Origin of the sequence: uncultured Sphingomonas sp. (assembly GCF_964250165.1) — a bacterium.
Lineage (GTDB): Bacteria > Pseudomonadota > Alphaproteobacteria > Sphingomonadales > Sphingomonadaceae > Sphingomonas.
Window position 1 is genome coordinate 15650 of the sequence record NZ_CAXUEK010000014.1, and the last position, 14848, is coordinate 30497.

Annotated in this window: 12 protein-coding genes; 5 read left to right on the forward strand and 7 right to left on the reverse strand. The window is 70.3% G+C overall.

Annotated features, from left to right (window positions below; genetic code table 11):
- Window positions 1–2: 2 nt before the first annotated feature.
- The 5 genes from ACFE64_RS04765 to msrB form a co-directional block, all read right to left on the reverse strand.
- Window positions 3–1052 carry an LLM class flavin-dependent oxidoreductase gene (locus ACFE64_RS04765; RefSeq protein ID WP_375391316.1) on the reverse strand — a complete coding sequence of 350 codons (1050 nt, stop codon included), beginning with the start codon at window positions 1050–1052 and terminating at the stop codon, window positions 3–5.
- A 94-nt stretch (window positions 1053–1146) separates the two neighbouring features.
- On the reverse strand, window positions 1147–2142 hold the full coding sequence (locus ACFE64_RS04770) for an MBL fold metallo-hydrolase (protein WP_375391317.1): 996 nt from the start codon (window positions 2140–2142) through the stop codon (window positions 1147–1149).
- A gap of 171 nt (window positions 2143–2313) precedes the next feature.
- Window positions 2314–2796, reverse strand: coding sequence for a metallophosphoesterase family protein (locus ACFE64_RS04775; RefSeq protein WP_375391318.1), 483 nt, complete (start codon window positions 2794–2796; stop codon window positions 2314–2316).
- A gap of 13 nt (window positions 2797–2809) precedes the next feature.
- Complete coding sequence (gene dinB, locus ACFE64_RS04780; RefSeq protein ID WP_375391319.1) at window positions 2810–3889, reverse strand: DNA polymerase IV; 1080 nt, start codon at window positions 3887–3889, stop codon at window positions 2810–2812.
- Window positions 3890–3932: 43 nt separating this feature from the next.
- Window positions 3933–4382: a peptide-methionine (R)-S-oxide reductase MsrB gene (gene msrB / locus ACFE64_RS04785; RefSeq protein ID WP_375391320.1), complete on the reverse strand. Its 450-nt coding sequence runs from the start codon at window positions 4380–4382 to the stop codon at window positions 3933–3935.
- Window positions 4383–4539: 157 nt separating this feature from the next.
- Between msrB and ACFE64_RS04790 the strand changes: the two genes are divergently transcribed.
- Window positions 4540–4809 (forward strand): DUF1488 family protein, encoded by a 270-nt coding sequence (locus tag ACFE64_RS04790; RefSeq protein ID WP_375391321.1) that lies wholly within the window; start codon window positions 4540–4542, stop codon window positions 4807–4809.
- Between the two features lie 33 nt (window positions 4810–4842).
- Here the strand turns inward: ACFE64_RS04790 and ACFE64_RS04795 are convergent, their stop codons facing one another.
- Both ACFE64_RS04795 and ACFE64_RS04800 read right to left on the reverse strand, forming a co-directional pair.
- Window positions 4843–7011 (reverse strand): WD40/YVTN/BNR-like repeat-containing protein, encoded by a 2169-nt coding sequence (locus tag ACFE64_RS04795; protein WP_375391322.1) that lies wholly within the window; start codon window positions 7009–7011, stop codon window positions 4843–4845.
- Between the two features lie 118 nt (window positions 7012–7129).
- Window positions 7130–8995, reverse strand: coding sequence for an ABC-F family ATP-binding cassette domain-containing protein (locus ACFE64_RS04800; protein WP_375391323.1), 1866 nt, complete (start codon window positions 8993–8995; stop codon window positions 7130–7132).
- 278 nt (window positions 8996–9273) lie between these two features.
- Here ACFE64_RS04800 and ACFE64_RS04805 point away from each other — a divergent pair, with 278 nt between their 5' ends.
- The 4 genes from ACFE64_RS04805 to ACFE64_RS04820 all read left to right on the forward strand — a co-directional run bounded on the left by ACFE64_RS04805 (window position 9274) and on the right by ACFE64_RS04820 (window position 14756).
- The gene (locus ACFE64_RS04805; RefSeq protein ID WP_375391324.1) at window positions 9274–10305 is read left to right on the forward strand and encodes an alpha/beta hydrolase family esterase; all 1032 of its coding nucleotides are present in this window, start codon (window positions 9274–9276) and stop codon (window positions 10303–10305) included.
- A gap of 128 nt (window positions 10306–10433) precedes the next feature.
- Window positions 10434–10805 carry a DUF6481 family protein gene (locus tag ACFE64_RS04810; protein ID WP_375391325.1) on the forward strand — a complete coding sequence of 124 codons (372 nt, stop codon included), beginning with the start codon at window positions 10434–10436 and terminating at the stop codon, window positions 10803–10805.
- Complete coding sequence (locus tag ACFE64_RS04815; RefSeq protein ID WP_375391326.1) at window positions 10802–11473, forward strand: spermidine synthase; 672 nt, start codon at window positions 10802–10804, stop codon at window positions 11471–11473. Before ACFE64_RS04810 ends, ACFE64_RS04815 begins: the two co-directional genes overlap by 4 nt.
- Before the next feature lie 355 nt (window positions 11474–11828).
- Window positions 11829–14756, forward strand: coding sequence for a TonB-dependent receptor domain-containing protein (locus tag ACFE64_RS04820; protein WP_375391327.1), 2928 nt, complete (start codon window positions 11829–11831; stop codon window positions 14754–14756).
- The last annotated feature ends 92 nt before the right edge of the window (window positions 14757–14848 follow it).

The following is a 14848-nucleotide window of genomic DNA, read 5'->3' on the forward strand; positions in this document are numbered from 1 at the left end:
CGTCAGGCCGCCGCCGCAAGCGGTTCGGCGGCTCCGTCCCGCCAGCCGAGCGCCGGCGCGACATGGGTCAGGATGCTCTCGATCACGTGCGCGTTGTAGTCGACGCCGAGCTGGTTGGGGACGGTCAGCAGGAGCGTATCGGCCTCCGCGATCGCCTCATCACGGCGGAGCTGCGCGATCAGGCTCTCTGGTTCGGCGGCATAGGATCGGCCGAACACCGCGCGCATGTCGTCGATGATCCCGATCTGGTCCGCGCCGTCGCCGCGGCCGAAATAGGCGCGGTCGGTATCGTTGGTCAGCGCGAAGATCGAGCGCGACACCGAGACGCGCGGGGTCCGGCCGTGGCCCGCTTCCTGCCACGCCGCGCGATAGGCGCGGATCTGGTTCGCCTGCTGGACGTGAAACGGCTCGCCGGTCTCGTCCGCCTTCAAGGTCGAGCTCTGCAGGTTCATGCCCATCCGCGCCGCCCACACCGCCGTCGCGTTCGAGGCCGAGCCCCACCAGATGCGGTCGCGCAGCCCCGCGGCATGGGGCTCGAGCCGGAGCAGGCCCGGCGGGTTCGCGAACATCGGCCGCGGGTTGGGCCGGGCGAAGCCCTCGCCCTCGAGCAGCTCCAGGAACGTCTCGGCATGCCGGCGGCCCATGTCGGCCTCGCTCTCGCCCTCGGCCGGCGCGTAGCCGAAGTGCCGCCAGCCCTCGATCACCTGCTCCGGGGAGCCGCGGCTGAGGCCGAGCTGGAGCCGGCCGCCGCCGATGAGGTCCGCCGCGCCCGCGTCCTCCACCATGTAGAATGGGTTCTCGTAGCGCATGTCGATGACGCCGGTGCCGATCTCGATCCGGCTGGTCCGCGCGCCCACCGCCGCGAGCAGCGGAAAGGGCGAGGCGAGCTGGCGCGCGAAATGGTGGACGCGGAAATACGCGCCGTCCGCGCCCAGCTCCTCCGCGGCGACGGCGAGGTCGATGGATTGCAGCAGCACGTCCGCGGCCGAGCGCGTCGCGGAACCGCGCGCGTCGGACCAGTGGCCGAAGGACAGAAAGCCGATCTTCTTCATGGCGCGATGATCCCAAATGGTTGGGCAGAACGTGGTCATCGCCGCCGTCCGGCTCAAGGGCGTCCGCGGCATCGCATCGTTTCCGCGGCAGGGCCTAACGGCGGGGACCGGCCTCGACGTCATAGGCGCGGCCGGGCTGCGCGGCGGCGAACCGGGCGGGCGGGATACCGGCTTCCGCCAGCGCCGTCACGAGGGCGAGCCGCGGCGCTTCGCGAGCTTCGTCGGTCAGCTGAAAGGTGCCCCAGTGAATGCCCAGCGCAAACCCGGCGGCGACGTCCAGCATGATCCTGACGGCTTCTTCGGGGTTGACGTGCTGCGGCGCCATGAACCAGCGCGGTTCATAAGCCCCGATCGGGATCAGCGCCGCGTTCGGTGCCCCGTGCCGTGTCCGGATGTCGCGAAAGATGGCGCCGTCACCATAGCCGGTGTCGCCGGCGAACCAGATGCTGCCCGCCGGGGTGTCGACGAAATGGCCGGACCAGAGCGCCATGCGGCGGTCGTTCACGCCGCGCGCAGACCAGTGGTTGGCGCGCGTCAGCGTCGTGCCGGCATTCTCGCCCAAGGCGATCCGGTCGTGCCAATCGCCCACGGCGATGCGGGCGTCCGGCACGGCGGCGCGGACGATCGCGTCGTTGCCGAGCGGCATGACCATCAGCGGGTCGTACGCCGCCTGCAGCCGTCGCAGCGTCGCCACGTCCAGGTGGTCGTAATGGCTGTGGCTGAGCAGCACCGCGTCGATCCGGGGCAGGTCCGCGAACGCGATGCCCGGCGCGGCGACCCGCTTGGGCCCGGCAAAGCTGAGCGGACTGGCGCGCTCCGACCAGACCGGATCGGTCAGCAGGTTGAGCCCCGCCGCCTGGATCAGCAGCGTGGCATGACCGACCGCCGTGATCCGCAGCCCGGCGACATGGGCGTCCGGCCTGGCGGGCGCGACCGGGACCGCCGCCGGCCAGGTCGCCGCGCCGCCGGCCACCTTCCAGCGCAGCACCTGCAGCAACGAGCGATCCGTGTTCGGCTCGCCGGGGTTGAAGAACCGCGTGCCGTCGAAATGGTCGCTCGGTGGACCCGAATAATAGCGGTTCGTGGGCATCGACCTGTCGCTAGAGCCGGATGACATCGCATGGAACCGGTATTCTCTTCCGTCATCCCCGCGCCGGCGGGGATCCATCCTGGCTGGCTTGCGAGCCGTGCGACGGACGGGCGACTATGGAACCCGCCCACGCGGGAATGACGGAACGGGTCAGGCCAACGCCATCCATCGTTAGCCGATCAGCTGCGCGAGCGTCACCGGCGCGAAGGCCCGGGCGTCGACGCCGACGTCGAACTGCCGCGGCAGCGGCTTGAGCCGGCCGTGGCTGTGCCCGTGCAGGTTCAGCGCGCCGCGATGCTGCCCGTTCCAGGTGCGGAACGGGTAGTGGCACAGCACGAGGTTGCGGCCGTCCACCGCCAGCTCGGCATAGGCGTGGACGCTGGCCCAGCCGGGCGCCGCGAGCGTCGCGGCCGGATCGTTGTTGCCGCGTAGCAGGTGCTTGCGGCCGTTCAGGTGGGCGAGGATGCCGGGCACGTCGCCGGCGCGCCGCGCAACGTCGCCGAGGTGCCAGACCTCGTCGTCCGCTCCGACGACCGCGTTCCAGGCCGCCGCCAGCGCCGCGTCCATCGCTGCCGTGGACGCGAACGGGCGCTTCTGGAGATTGATCGTGCGGTGGTCGCCGAAATGGGTGTCGGCGGTGAAGAACAGCGTCACCAGGGCGCCCCCGTCATGCGGTGGTCAGCGGCAGAGTGGGGGCCGCCGTCGCGTCGCTGCCGAAATTGGACACGGTGACGCCGACCAGGCGGATGCCGATCGGGGTCGGCAGCACGGAGCGCACCAGCTCCAGGCTCGTCGTCCGCAGCGCGGCATGGCCGGCGATCACGGACCCGCGGCTGCGGCTGCGGGTGATCTGGCGGAAGTCGGCGAACTTGATCTTCACCGTCACCGTGCGCCCGAACGCCTGTGCCCCGTCGCACCACGCCCAGACGTCGTCGGCCATGCGCAGCACGCCCGCCTCGATGTCCGCCGCGTCGGTCAGGTCGCGGTCGAACGTCGTCTCCGAGCCGGACGACTTGCGCTCGCGGTGCGGGTTGACCGGCCGGTCGTCCTCGGCGCGCGCGATGGCGTGATACCATCGCGCGCCGCTGCCGAAATGCTCCTCCAGAAACGCCAGCGGCTTGGCGCGGAGGTCCGCGCCCGTCTTGATCCCCAGCCGCTTCATCTTGGCGGCGGTGACCGGTCCGACGCCGTGGAAGCGGGCGACGGGCAGCGTCTCCACCCAGGCCGGTCCCATCGCCGGCGTGACCGCGAACTGCCCGTTCGGCTTGCGCTGGTCGGACGCGAGCTTGGCCAGGAACTTGTTGTAGCTGATCCCCGCCGACGCGGTCAGCCCCGTCCCGGCCAGAATGCGCGCCCTGATCTCCCTGGCCGTCGCCCAGGCGGTTTCCAGCCCGCGCCGATCCGCCGTCACGTCCAGATAGGCCTCGTCGAGCGACAGCGGCTGGATGAGATCGGTATAGTCGGCGAAGATCGCGTGGATCTGCGCCGAGACGGCCTTGTAGACGTCGAACCGGGGCCGCACGAAGACGAGGTCGGGACAGCGCCTGAGCGCGGTGACGGACGGCAGCGCCGAATGGACGCCGAATGCCCGCGCCTCGTAGCTGGCGGCGGCGACCACGCCGCGCGCGGCCTGGGAGCCGACCGCCACCGGCCGGCCCCGCAACGCCGCGTCGTCGCGCTGTTCCACCGATGCGTAGAACGCGTCCATGTCGACATGGATGATCTTGCGCGGAAGTCCGGCCGGCATCTCCGGGCCCTATCGCATCCCGAACGAACGCGGAACACCGCCTTCAGCCGACCTCCTCGACCTGCGGCAGGTAGGCGCCATAGCCCTGCGCTGCCATGTCGTCGCGGTGGACGAACCGGAGCGACGCCGAGTTGATGCAGTAGCGCAGGCCGCCGCGGTCGCGCGGACCGTCGTCGAACACATGGCCGAGATGGCTGTCGCCGTGCGTCGAGCGCACCTCCGTGCGGGTCGTGAACAGCGATCGGTCGACCAGCTCCGCCACGTTCGCCGGCTCGATCGGCCTGGTGAAGCTGGGCCAGCCGCAGCCGGACTCGTATTTGTCCGCGCTGGCGAACAGCGGCTCGCCCGAGACGATGTCGACGTAGATGCCGGGTTCCTTGTTGTACAGCAGCGCGCCCGTGCCGGGCCTCTCCGTGCCGCTGCGCTGGGTGACGCGGTGCTGCTCCGGCGTCAGCGCGGCGATTGCTGCATCGGTCTTTCGATAGTCTGCCATAGGTCCTCCTGGGGCCCGATATGGTGCCGGCGAGACGCGTCGCCACGGCGGCGGGCGAGATTGCCAGCTCCGATCAGCACCAGGGACGGAACACGAGGCACCTGCCGGCGCTTTGGCAGCCGAACGCCGCGCCGTCGCGCGACATCAGGAGCAGGGCATGGCTGACCGCCTCGACATCGACAATTCGAGCATCTTCGACAATCTGGACGAGCAGCAGGTCGAGTTCGCCGGCGAGGTGGACGGCGACGAGTACCAGTTCGCGGTCCAGTATGGCGTGCTGGAAGCGTTGAGCGGCGATGCGCCGGACGGCGACGCCGCCGACACGTTCAGGCGCTTCGCCGATCCGATCGGCGATGCCGCCCTGTCCGCGCTGGGGCGGGATCGCGGCCGGGAGCTGATCATCGTCAGCGAGAATGATCTGGATTGAGGCAATGCCGGGGGCCGAGCGTCGCGCTGGAGGCTATGCGGAGAGCTCCCGGTAGGCGGCGCCCGAGCCGCCGAACGCGACATACACCCGTCCGTAGTGGTCGGGGTCGCCCGTGACCCAGGTGATCTCGTCGCCGATGGCGAGCGGGTAATCGCCGAGCGGAACCCAGTGCTTGGCGTCGTCGTCGCTGCGATAGATCCCGAACTTGCTGTCGAGAAAGCCGGCCGCGTAGATGGCGGGGTAGGGGGCGCCCGGCGCGGGCGCCCCGAACCCGAACGCATGCACCTCCCAGAACCGGTCCACCCGGGCCCACGTCTTGCCGCCGTCGCGCGAGCGCTGGAACATGACGGCCGACTCGCCCGCACCCTGCTGTGTGCCCGGCGTGAAGAACAGATGGCCGGCATGGCCGGGAACGGCCGCGACACGCGCGTGAAACGACGTCCACTGCCCTCCCTCGAAGGCCGGATGCACCAGGGCCCAGGTGGCCCCGCCGTCGAGCGAGCGATACCAGCCGGTAAGATAGTTGTAGGCGTAGAAGGCGCCCGGCATCGTCTTGTCCGCCACGGCAATGTGTCGGTGAAAGTAATAGGCCCATCCCCAGCCGGTCTCGCCGCCGGGCGGTGGCGCCCCGGGCATGGCGCAGCGCGCCCACGACTTGCCGCCGTCCTTGGTGAACCAGGGAGTGCCGTTGTTGTTCGGGAAGATGACGTAGTTGGTCCGGCTCGCCACCGCGATCGAGCCGCCGATCTTGCCCGCCTTCAGCTCGTCGGGCACGCTCGGCAGCTGCGTCCAGCTCTCGCCGCCGTCGCTCGACGAAGAGGTCAGCTCGACGCCGTTCCAGTTCATCAGCGCCACGACGAACTTCGGGTCTTCGGGCGCGTAGTCCGCGCTCCAGCCCATGACGATCGCCGACTGGCCGTTCGGGCCGTGCTTCGCCGGGAAGCGGGTCAGATCGGCGAGCCTGAACACCGGCCGGTCCCAGGCCAGGTAGAGCGGGGCGCCGCCGGGCGGGACGAGGATGCTGTTAGAGGTCATCTGTTCGATGCCGAGCGAGCGCGACTGGAACACGACCGGGTCGGGCCGATCGGACAGGCTCGCGCGCCAGACGCCGATCCCCTCGGCGAACCACAGCGAACCGTCGCGGTCGAACCGCATGTCGCCGCTCGTCATGTAGGTCTCGTTCGTCCAGGCGAGCCAGGGGATGTCTGCCGCCTGGCGCGTCGGCACGCCCAGACTGCCGGTCCAGGTCTTGCCGCCATCGAAGCTGCGATGGATGCTGCCGCCCATGGAGCCGGCCACCAGATGACCGTCGCGGACGGGATCGACGGCAATCGTCTTGAGGTCTCCCGAGATCGCCTGCGACCAGCCGCCGTCGCGATATCCCCATAGGGCACCGGCGGTATCCGTCACCCAGACCACGCCGGCCCGGTCCACGGCCATGTGCCGGGCGGCGGTCGGCCCGCCCGCCAGCGGCGCGACGCTGTGGCCCTGATCGGCCGAGGCGAAAACGCCCGCGCCGTCGCTGTGCAGGTAGAGCCGGCGCGTCTTCGGATCGAACGCCACCCGGACGCCGCTGCGGCTGGCGGGGGCAGGTGTGGTGAGCGCCGACCAGGTCGCGCCGCCGTCCCGCGTGATCCAGGACGAGCCTTCCTGCGCGCCCACGACGACGGTGAGCGGGTCGCCGGGGTCGACGGCCATCATCCGGCCCATCATCTTGAACCCGTTGTTGCTGGAGCTGTCGGCGTAGATCGGCTGCAGGGCGGTCAGCGCGAAGCTGCCGCCCGCGTCGTCGGTCCGGTAGACGCGGTTGTTGACGCACACGTAGATCGTGGTCGTGCGCGAGGGCGCGATCGCGATCTCGAACGCGCCGCCGGCGCCGCCCGTCTCGCGGCCCCATTGCCCGGCCGGCATGCTCCTGGTGGTGAGCAGCGGCACCCAGCGGCCGTCGCGCCAGATATAGGCGCCCGAACTGTCGCAGCGCGCCACCTTCGTCCCGTCCGGCGCGATGTCGATGCCGGTCACGAATCCGCCCGCGCCCACGTTGAGCCGGCGCCACCCGTCCTTGGACGGCGGCGGTGGAGACGACGGCCAGGGTTCGGCCGGCGCCAGAGCCGGCGAAACGAGGGAGGGGGGCGGCACACGCGCCGTCGAGCCATTCAGCAGGAGCGGCACGAGCTGCACCGATTTGGTCATCAGGCTCATCGCTTGGCCTTTCATGGATAAGGGCGTGCCGATAGCGGTTTTCGCCGGGCGGATCGCCCGGAATCCAGCGGCCGTGAAGAACGGGATGTGTCCAAGGCAGGCCGCTGTGGCCCCCGTCCTATGCCGCCAGCGCGTCGATCGCGCTGCTGGCGTCCAGCCACGCCAGTTCCGCTGCTGCCACCTCGCGTTCGAGCTCGGCCCGCCGCCGCATCAGCTGCGTCGGGGTCAGCTGCGCGACCGTGCGATCCGCCGACGCCGGGTCGGCCATGGCGCGATCGATCGCATCGCGCTGTTCCGTCAGGCGGACGACCGCCGCTTCGGCGGTTTCGACCGCGCGGCGCAGGTCGCGTTCCATGCCCCGCGCTGCCGCGCCGGCCGGACGGGTCGCCTTGCGACCGGACCTGCCGGCCTTCGCGCCGTTATCGCCATCGCTCAGGATGAAGGCGATATAGTCGTCGAGCGAGCCGTCGAACTCGCCCGCGGTGCCGCGATCGACCAGCACCAGCCGGTCGGCGGTCATCTCGATCATGTGCCGATCGTGGCTGACGATGATGACCGCGCCGGTATAGGCGTTGAGCGCCTGGATCAGCGCCTCGCGCGCGTCGACGTCCAGATGGTTGGTCGGCTCGTCGAGGATCAGCAGGTGCGGCGCGTCGCGCGTGATCAGCGCCAGCGCGAGCCGCGCCCGCTCGCCGCCGGACAGCTTGCCGACGGCGGTGACGGCCTTCTGACCCTGGAAGCCGAACCGGCCGAGCTGCGCGCGCACCGCCGACTGGCTCGCGCCCTTCATCAGCACCGTCATGTGCTGGAGCGGCGTCTCGTCGCGGTCGAGTTCCTCCACCTGATATTGGGTGAAATAGCCGACGCGCATCTTGCCCGACGCGGTCATCCCGCCTTCCATCGGCGCGAGCTGCGCCGCGAGCAGCCGCGCCAGCGTCGTCTTGCCGTTGCCGTTGCGGCCGAGCAGCGCGACCCGGTCGTCCGGATCGAGCCGCAGGTTCAGCCGCTTGAGGACCGGGGCATCGCCATAGCCGACCGCGGCGAGATCGAGCGTGATGAGCGGCGGTCGCAGCGCGTCGGGATCGGGGAAGTCGAAATGGAGGGTCGGATCGTCGATCATCTCGGCGATCGGCTGCATCTTGCTCAGCATCTTGGCGCGCGACTGCGCCTGCTTGGCCGTCGACGCGCGCGCCGAGTTGCGCGCGACGTAATCCTGCAGCTTCTCGCGCTCCGCCTGCTGCCGCGCCCGCGCCGACGCGAGCTGCGCCTGCCGCTCGGCGCGCTGGCGTTCGAAGGCGTCGTAACCCCCGGGGTAGAGCGTCAGCTTGCCGCCGCCCAGATGCAGGATGTGATCGACGACGTTGTTGAGGAAATCGCGCTCGTGGCTGACGAGCAGGATCGTCGACGGATAGGTCTTCAGGAACTCCTCCAGCCACATCACCGCTTCGAGATCGAGGTGGTTGGACGGCTCGTCGAGCAGGAGCAGGTCGGGACGCGAGAAGAGCAGGCTCGCGAGCGCGACGCGCATCCGCCAGCCGCCCGAGAAGCTGTCGAGCGGCTGCTGCTGCGCGTCTTCGTCCAGGCCCAGGCCGACCAGGATCTGCGCCGCGCGGGCCGGCGCGGTATAGGCGTCGATCGCGATCAGCCGCTCGTAGACGTCCCCCAGGCGATCGGGATCGGTGCAGGTCTCGCTCTCGCTCAGCAGCGCGGCGCGCTCGCCGTCGGCGGCCAGCACGGTATCGATCGGCGTCGCCGCGCCGCTCGGCGCCTCCTGCGCCAGATAGCCCAGCCGGGTGCCGCGCGGCATGTCCACGGTGCCCAGGTCGGCCTCGATCGCGCCGGTGATCACGCGCACCAGCGTCGTCTTGCCGGCGCCGTTGCGGCCGATCAGGCCGATGCGGCCGCGCGGCGGCAGCCTGGCGGCGGCATCGTCGATGATCGTGCGCCCACCGAGGCGCACCGTCAGGCCGGAGATAGTGAGCATCGCGGCCCCATAACAGCCAATGCGCCGCCGCCCAAGCGCACCCGGCGCGCTTGCCGGAACGATGCGGCGGTCCTGCAGTCGCCGTTCCAGGTCTGGGACGGAGGGGTCCCTTGCATCGGCCGGCGTGGCAAGCCATTTATGCTGCATTGCACAAAGCCCGTCGCTTGCGCCCCTCATCGAGGTTGCAGGCGCGACGGCGAGCATCGGGATTTCATCATGCCTGCTGGGTACGACCACATCGCCAATCCGGCGCGCTTGCAGGGCGGTCAGGCACGACCGTGCTGAGCGGCCGTAGCGACACGCTCACGCCGCTCGAGGCGTTCGGCCGCAATCCGGGCGCCTTGCTGGCGTTCCTGCATGTGCCGGCCGCCTTGCCGCCGAGCGCGCCGCTGGTCGTCGTCCTGCACGGCTGCACGCAGACCGCGCGCTCCTACGACGCCGGGTCGGGCTGGACGGAACTGGCCGACCGGTTCGGCTTCGCCGTGCTGTTGCCCGAGCAGCAGCGGGCGAACAATCCCAATCTCTGCTTCAACTGGTTCGTGCCCGCCGACACGCGCCGCGGCGGCGGCGAGGTCGAATCGATCCGGGAGATGATCGCGGCGGCCACGGAGCGCCATGAGCTCGATCCGGCGCGGGTGTTCGTCACCGGCCTGTCGGCAGGCGGCGCGATGACCGCGGCGATGCTGGCGAGCCATCCGGAGCTGTTCGCCGGCGGCGCGATCATTGCGGGACTGCCTTACGGCGCCGCCTCGGGCGTGCCCCAGGCGCTCGAGCGCATGCGCGGGCACGGCCATGAGCGCGCGACGCTCGGCCGGCAGGTCACCGACGCGTCGCCCCACCGGGGGCCCTGGCCTGCCGTGGCGATCTGGCACGGAACGGCCGACCCGACGGTCGACGTGACGAACGCGGCGATGCTCGTCGAGCAATGGCGCGGCGTTCACGGCGTCGGCGCGCCGGACGTGATCGACCGCGTGGACGGTCAGGTGCATCGCGCCTGGCACGATGCGGCCGGCCGCCTGGTGGTCGAGGAGTTCGCGATTGCGGGGCTGGGCCATGGTACGCCGATCGCCACGGCCGGCGACGAGGCCTGTGGACGGCCGGGACCGCACATGCTGGAGGCGGGCATCTCCTCGACCTACCGGATCGCCGCGTCCTGGGGCATCGCGCCGGCAACGGCGCCGGCGCGGTTGCGGGCTCCTGCGGGCAAGCAGGGCCCGGCGGCCTTGCAGTCGTCTCATGCGCCGGTCCGCTTCGATCCCGGCACCACGATCAACAAGGCGCTGCGGGCGGCGGGGCTGATGAAGTCCTAGGCTGAGCCGCAATGCACGACGGATCGTTGCCAGCAGCCGAGATTTCCGCCACGCGCGGCAAGAAGGGTGATGCGCTCCCGGCGGTCCCCCTCCACATCCGACCACAAGCAAGGTACAGAATGCCCGTCATGGCAGGTTACAAGGCTCCCAGTTTCGAAGATCGCGCGGCGTCGGCGCGGGACGCAAAGCAGCGCGCGCTCGAAAAGCTCCGCGCCAAGCCGGCGCCCGATCCCGAACTCGCAGCTGCGCGCGCCGCGACCCGCCAGGCACGCGAGGCGGCGGATGCCGAGCGTCGGTCCGCGCACCGCGCGGCGGTCGAGCAGGAAAAGGCGGACCGGGAGCAGGCTCGCGCCCGGGCGCGTGCCGATGCGGAGGCGGCGGCCGAGCTGGCCGCGGCGGCGCGGCGTCCGCTGCCCCCGCCCGTGCTCCCCACCGCCGAGGAGATGAAGGCGGCGCGCGACGCGCGCTACGCCGCACGCAAGTCGCGCCAGCGCGGGTGACCCCGCCCGAGCTGGTCGGCGTCGCCGAGGTGCCCGGCGGGCCGCCGCTCAGACTCTTTCGCCGCGGCGCGGACTTCATGATCGTGCTCGACCGCAACGAGCTGATGAGCACGCGGATGAGCGGCTCGGAGGCCGCGCTGGGCACGATGACGTGCGCGCGCCTGGTCGACCGGCCCGATCCGCACCTGCTGATCGGCGGCTACGGCATGGGGTTCACGTTGCGCGCGGCGCTCGCCCGGCTCGGCCCGGCGGCGTCGGTGACCGTGACCGAGCTGGCGCCGGACGTCATCGCGTGGGCGCGCGCCCCGATGGCCGCGCTGACCGCCGGCTGTCTCGAAGACCCGCGCGTCAGGCTGGAGATCGGCGACGTCGGCGAGACGATCCGCACCGCGCGCGGCGCGTTCGATGCGATCCTGCTCGACGTCGACAACGGGCCGGACGGGCTCACCCGCCCGGCGAACGACGGCCTCTATGCCGCCGCTGGCCTGACGGCGGCGCGAGCGGCGTTACGGCCTGGCGGCGTCCTCGCCATCTGGTCGGCGGGTCCGGACCCGGCCTTTGCGCGGCGGCTGGCGCAGGCTGGGTTCGCGGTCGACGAAGTCCGCGTCCGCGCGCGCGACAACGGCAAGGGCGCTACCCACGTCATCTGGTTCGGGCGGCGCGGTTAACGCCATAGGCGGTCGGTGCCGCGGGGCTGGCCGGATCGGCTCGGGCGACGCGCTCGAGATGCGGACAGGCCATCGGGTCGACGCGAGCCGGACAGGCGGGGTCCTCATCCGCGGAGCTCATCACGCTCGCGCCGGTAAGACGTTGTGATTGAACGTCATGTAATGGTCGCTCGCGCCGTCCAAGACTAAGTCGTGACCGTGCAATGCGGGTCGAAGATCATGCGGAGGTGTGGTATTCGCGTCACGCCACAGATACTTTCGCCTCCGCGGCGTCGTTGAACGATTGGCGGACGCCTGCACAGCAGATAGCCTTCCCCCAAAGGCGCACGAACGCCTGTTGCACGGGGGAACTATCATGCAGTGGACGAAGTCGACGTTGCGCGCCGGCAGCGCGCTGATCGGGGTGACGGCGATGCTCGCGGCCGCGCCCGTGCTGGCGCAGATCGCGGTGCCGCCGCAGGATCAATCGGCGGTCGATCTCGCCCAGAACGCGCCGGACACCGCGCCGCAGACCGAAGTCGTCGTCACCGGCTCGCGCATCCGCCGCGATCCCACCGAACAGCCGCAGCCGGTGCAGGTGATCGACGAGACCGCGATCGCCAAGACGGGCCTGTCCTCGATCGCCGACGTGCTGCAGCGGCTGCCGAGCTCGTCGGGCGGCTCCAACACCAAGTTCAACAATTCCGGCAATCTGGGCAACCCGCCCGACGGCGGCGGCGTGGGCGCGGGCTCGGCCTCGATCGACCTGCGCTATCTCGGCGCCAAGCGCACGCTCGTGCTGGTCGACGGCATGCGCTACGTGAACGGGTCGTCGGCCAGCGGCATCCCGGGCACGGTCGACCTCAATTCCATCCCCGACGTGATGATCGGGCGCGTCGAGGTGCTGCAATCGGCAGCGTCCGCATTGTACGGCTCGGATGCGATCGGCGGCGTGGTCAACATCATCACGCGGTCGGGCCAGAACGGGTTCAAGGCGTCGGCGCAATATGGCCAGTTCCTGGGCAAGGACGACGGCAAGACCCAGAATTACCAGCTTTCCTACGGGCTGGGTGGGCCGCAGACCCATGTCGATGCCGGCGTGTTCTACACCAAGCAGGACGCGGTTCGCGCCGCCGACCGATCGATCTCGCAATTCCCCAATCCCGGCCAGACGAGCTGCACGGATCCGGTCGGCGGCTGTTCCAGCGCCGCGGTCGACGGGCGCATCGTCTTCAACGCGGGCAATCCGTCATTGCCGGCGGGGGGCAGCATCACCGTGCGCAATCCGCCGCTCAATGGCCGCGGCGTCTATGACCCGACGCTGGCCGGAGGCAGTTTTCGCGCGTTCACGAGCGCGGACCGATTCAACTTCGCGCCCTACAACTACTTCCTGACGCCGAACGAGCGGTACGGCGGGTTCGTCAACGCCCGGGCCGAGTTCTCGGACGCGCTGAACCTGCGCGTGAAGGCGGTGTACAACCGCCGCAACTCGCAAAACCAGGCGGCTTTCCTGCCGCTGTTCATCGGCCCTGATGCGGGTAACGGCAACCTGCTCGACACCGTCTCGATCGACGTCACCAATCCCTACAACCCGTTCGGAATCACGCTCAACTCGGGCGCGAACGGGCAGCCGGCGACCTATTCCTTCATTGCGCGGCGCCTGGTCGAGGCCGGGCAGCGGACCTACACCCAGAAGGTCGACACCATGTCGCTGACGGGCACGCTGGACGGCAAGTTCCAGCTGTTCGGTCGCACCTGGTTCTGGGACGCGAATGCCGAGGTCGGGCTCAACGACGCCCACCAGCTGTTCACGGGCAACGTGAATGCCGCGCGGGTCCAGCAGGCGCTCGGCCCGCTCTCCCAATGCACCAACGGGTGCGTGCCGCTGAACATCTTCGGCGGGCTGGGTTCGATCACGCCGGCGATGCTCGCCTATATCGCCTTTGACGAGCGCTCGCGCAGCCGACAGGAGCTGGAGGACTATACCGCCAACGTCTCGGGCGAGCTGTTCGACCTGCCGGGCGGCCCCGTCGGCGTCGCGATCGGCTATGAACATCGCCGGCAGTTCGGCGATTTCATCCCCGATCCCGTCATCCAGGCCGGGCTGGGCGCGGACATTCCCGCGCAGGCGGCGCAGGGCAGCTTCAATGTCGACGAAGTCTATGGCGAGCTTCGGCTGCCGTTGCTGAAGGATTTGCCGTTCGTGCGCTCGCTCGAGCTGAACGGCGCGGTCCGCCATTCCGATTACTCGACGTTCGGCGGCGATACCCGGTTCACGGGCGGCGCCCTGTGGAAGCCGGCCAACGACCTGCTGCTGCGCGGCTCCTATGCCCAAAGCCTGCGCGCGCCGTCGATCGGCGAGCTGTTCGGGGCGCAGTCGCGCTTCGACCAGCCGCTGTCGGATCCTTGCACGAATGTCGCGGGCTCGCTGTACCGGACGTCGGCGGCGGTGCGCACGAACTGCACGGCCAACGGGGTGCCGGCGAACGGCAGCTACCAGGAGCCGCAGGGCGGGCAGCTCCCCGTGCTCACCGGCGGCAACCGCGCGCTGCGTCCGGAAACCGCGCGCACCTTCCTGTTCGGCGGCGCCTACAGCCCGGCCTGGGCGCGCGGCGGCGCGCTGCGCGCGCTCAGCCTGGAGGTGAACTATTCCGACATCAAGGTGAGCGGCGCGATCGCGTCGATCGGGGCCGACGTTCTACTTAGCCGCTGCGCCCTCACCGGCGACCCCCTCAGCTGTTCGGCGATCCGGCGCACGCCGGCCGGGTTCATCTCGGCGATCAACGGCATCCTGCTCAACACCGGCGGCATCAGCACGCGCGGCATCGACGCCACCTTCAACCTGCGCACCGCCGAGACCGGCGTCGGCGCGTTCGGCCTTTACGCCTCGGGCAACTACCTGCTCGCGTATAAGGAGGACGTTCCCGCCACGACGGGCACCACGACGACCAGCTATCTCGGGACGGAGCGCGGCAGTCCCGACCAGGCCTATCCGCATTTCAAGGGTCAGGCGACGCTCGATTGGACGATCGGTCCGATCACGGTCAGCGCGACCGGGCGGTACATCGACAACGTGATCGAGATCCAGAACGGCAACGCACTCGACCAGCGCTTTTACACCGACGGCCAGGTGCAGTTCCGGCCGAGCTGGCTGGACCGGCGTCTGGCCTTCACGCTCGGGGTGAACAACCTGTTCGACCAGGACCCGCCGGCCTGTTTCAGCTGCAGCCTCAACAATTACGACCCGACGACCTACGATGTCCCGGGCCGGTTCGGCTACCTGCGGGTGTCGTTCGGGCTGTAGGGCTGCGGGGAGGCAGCGGCTGACTCGATCCGGTGTGGAGCCGGAACATTCACTTCGTCATGCCCGCGCAGGCGGGGATCCATACTGGCTGG

What these genes read in the sequence shown, in the direction of transcription:
- ACFE64_RS04765 (WP_375391316.1), bottom strand. Translation starts at nt 1,052, where the DNA reads ATGAAGAAGATCGGCTTTCTGTCCTTCGGCCACTGGTCCGACGCGCGC.
- ACFE64_RS04770 (WP_375391317.1), bottom strand. Translation starts at nt 2,142, where the DNA reads ATGCCCACGAACCGCTATTATTCGGGTCCACCGAGCGACCATTTCGAC.
- dinB (WP_375391319.1), bottom strand. Translation starts at nt 3,889, where the DNA reads ATGCCGGCCGGACTTCCGCGCAAGATCATCCATGTCGACATGGACGCG.
- msrB (WP_375391320.1), bottom strand. Translation starts at nt 4,382, where the DNA reads ATGGCAGACTATCGAAAGACCGATGCAGCAATCGCCGCGCTGACGCCG.
- ACFE64_RS04790 (WP_375391321.1), top strand. Translation starts at nt 4,540, where the DNA reads ATGGCTGACCGCCTCGACATCGACAATTCGAGCATCTTCGACAATCTG.
- ACFE64_RS04795 (WP_375391322.1), bottom strand. Translation starts at nt 7,011, where the DNA reads ATGAGCCTGATGACCAAATCGGTGCAGCTCGTGCCGCTCCTGCTGAAT.
- ACFE64_RS04800 (WP_375391323.1), bottom strand. Translation starts at nt 8,995, where the DNA reads ATGCTCACTATCTCCGGCCTGACGGTGCGCCTCGGTGGGCGCACGATC.
- ACFE64_RS04810 (WP_375391325.1), top strand. Translation starts at nt 10,434, where the DNA reads ATGGCAGGTTACAAGGCTCCCAGTTTCGAAGATCGCGCGGCGTCGGCG.
- ACFE64_RS04820 (WP_375391327.1), top strand. Translation starts at nt 11,829, where the DNA reads ATGCAGTGGACGAAGTCGACGTTGCGCGCCGGCAGCGCGCTGATCGGG.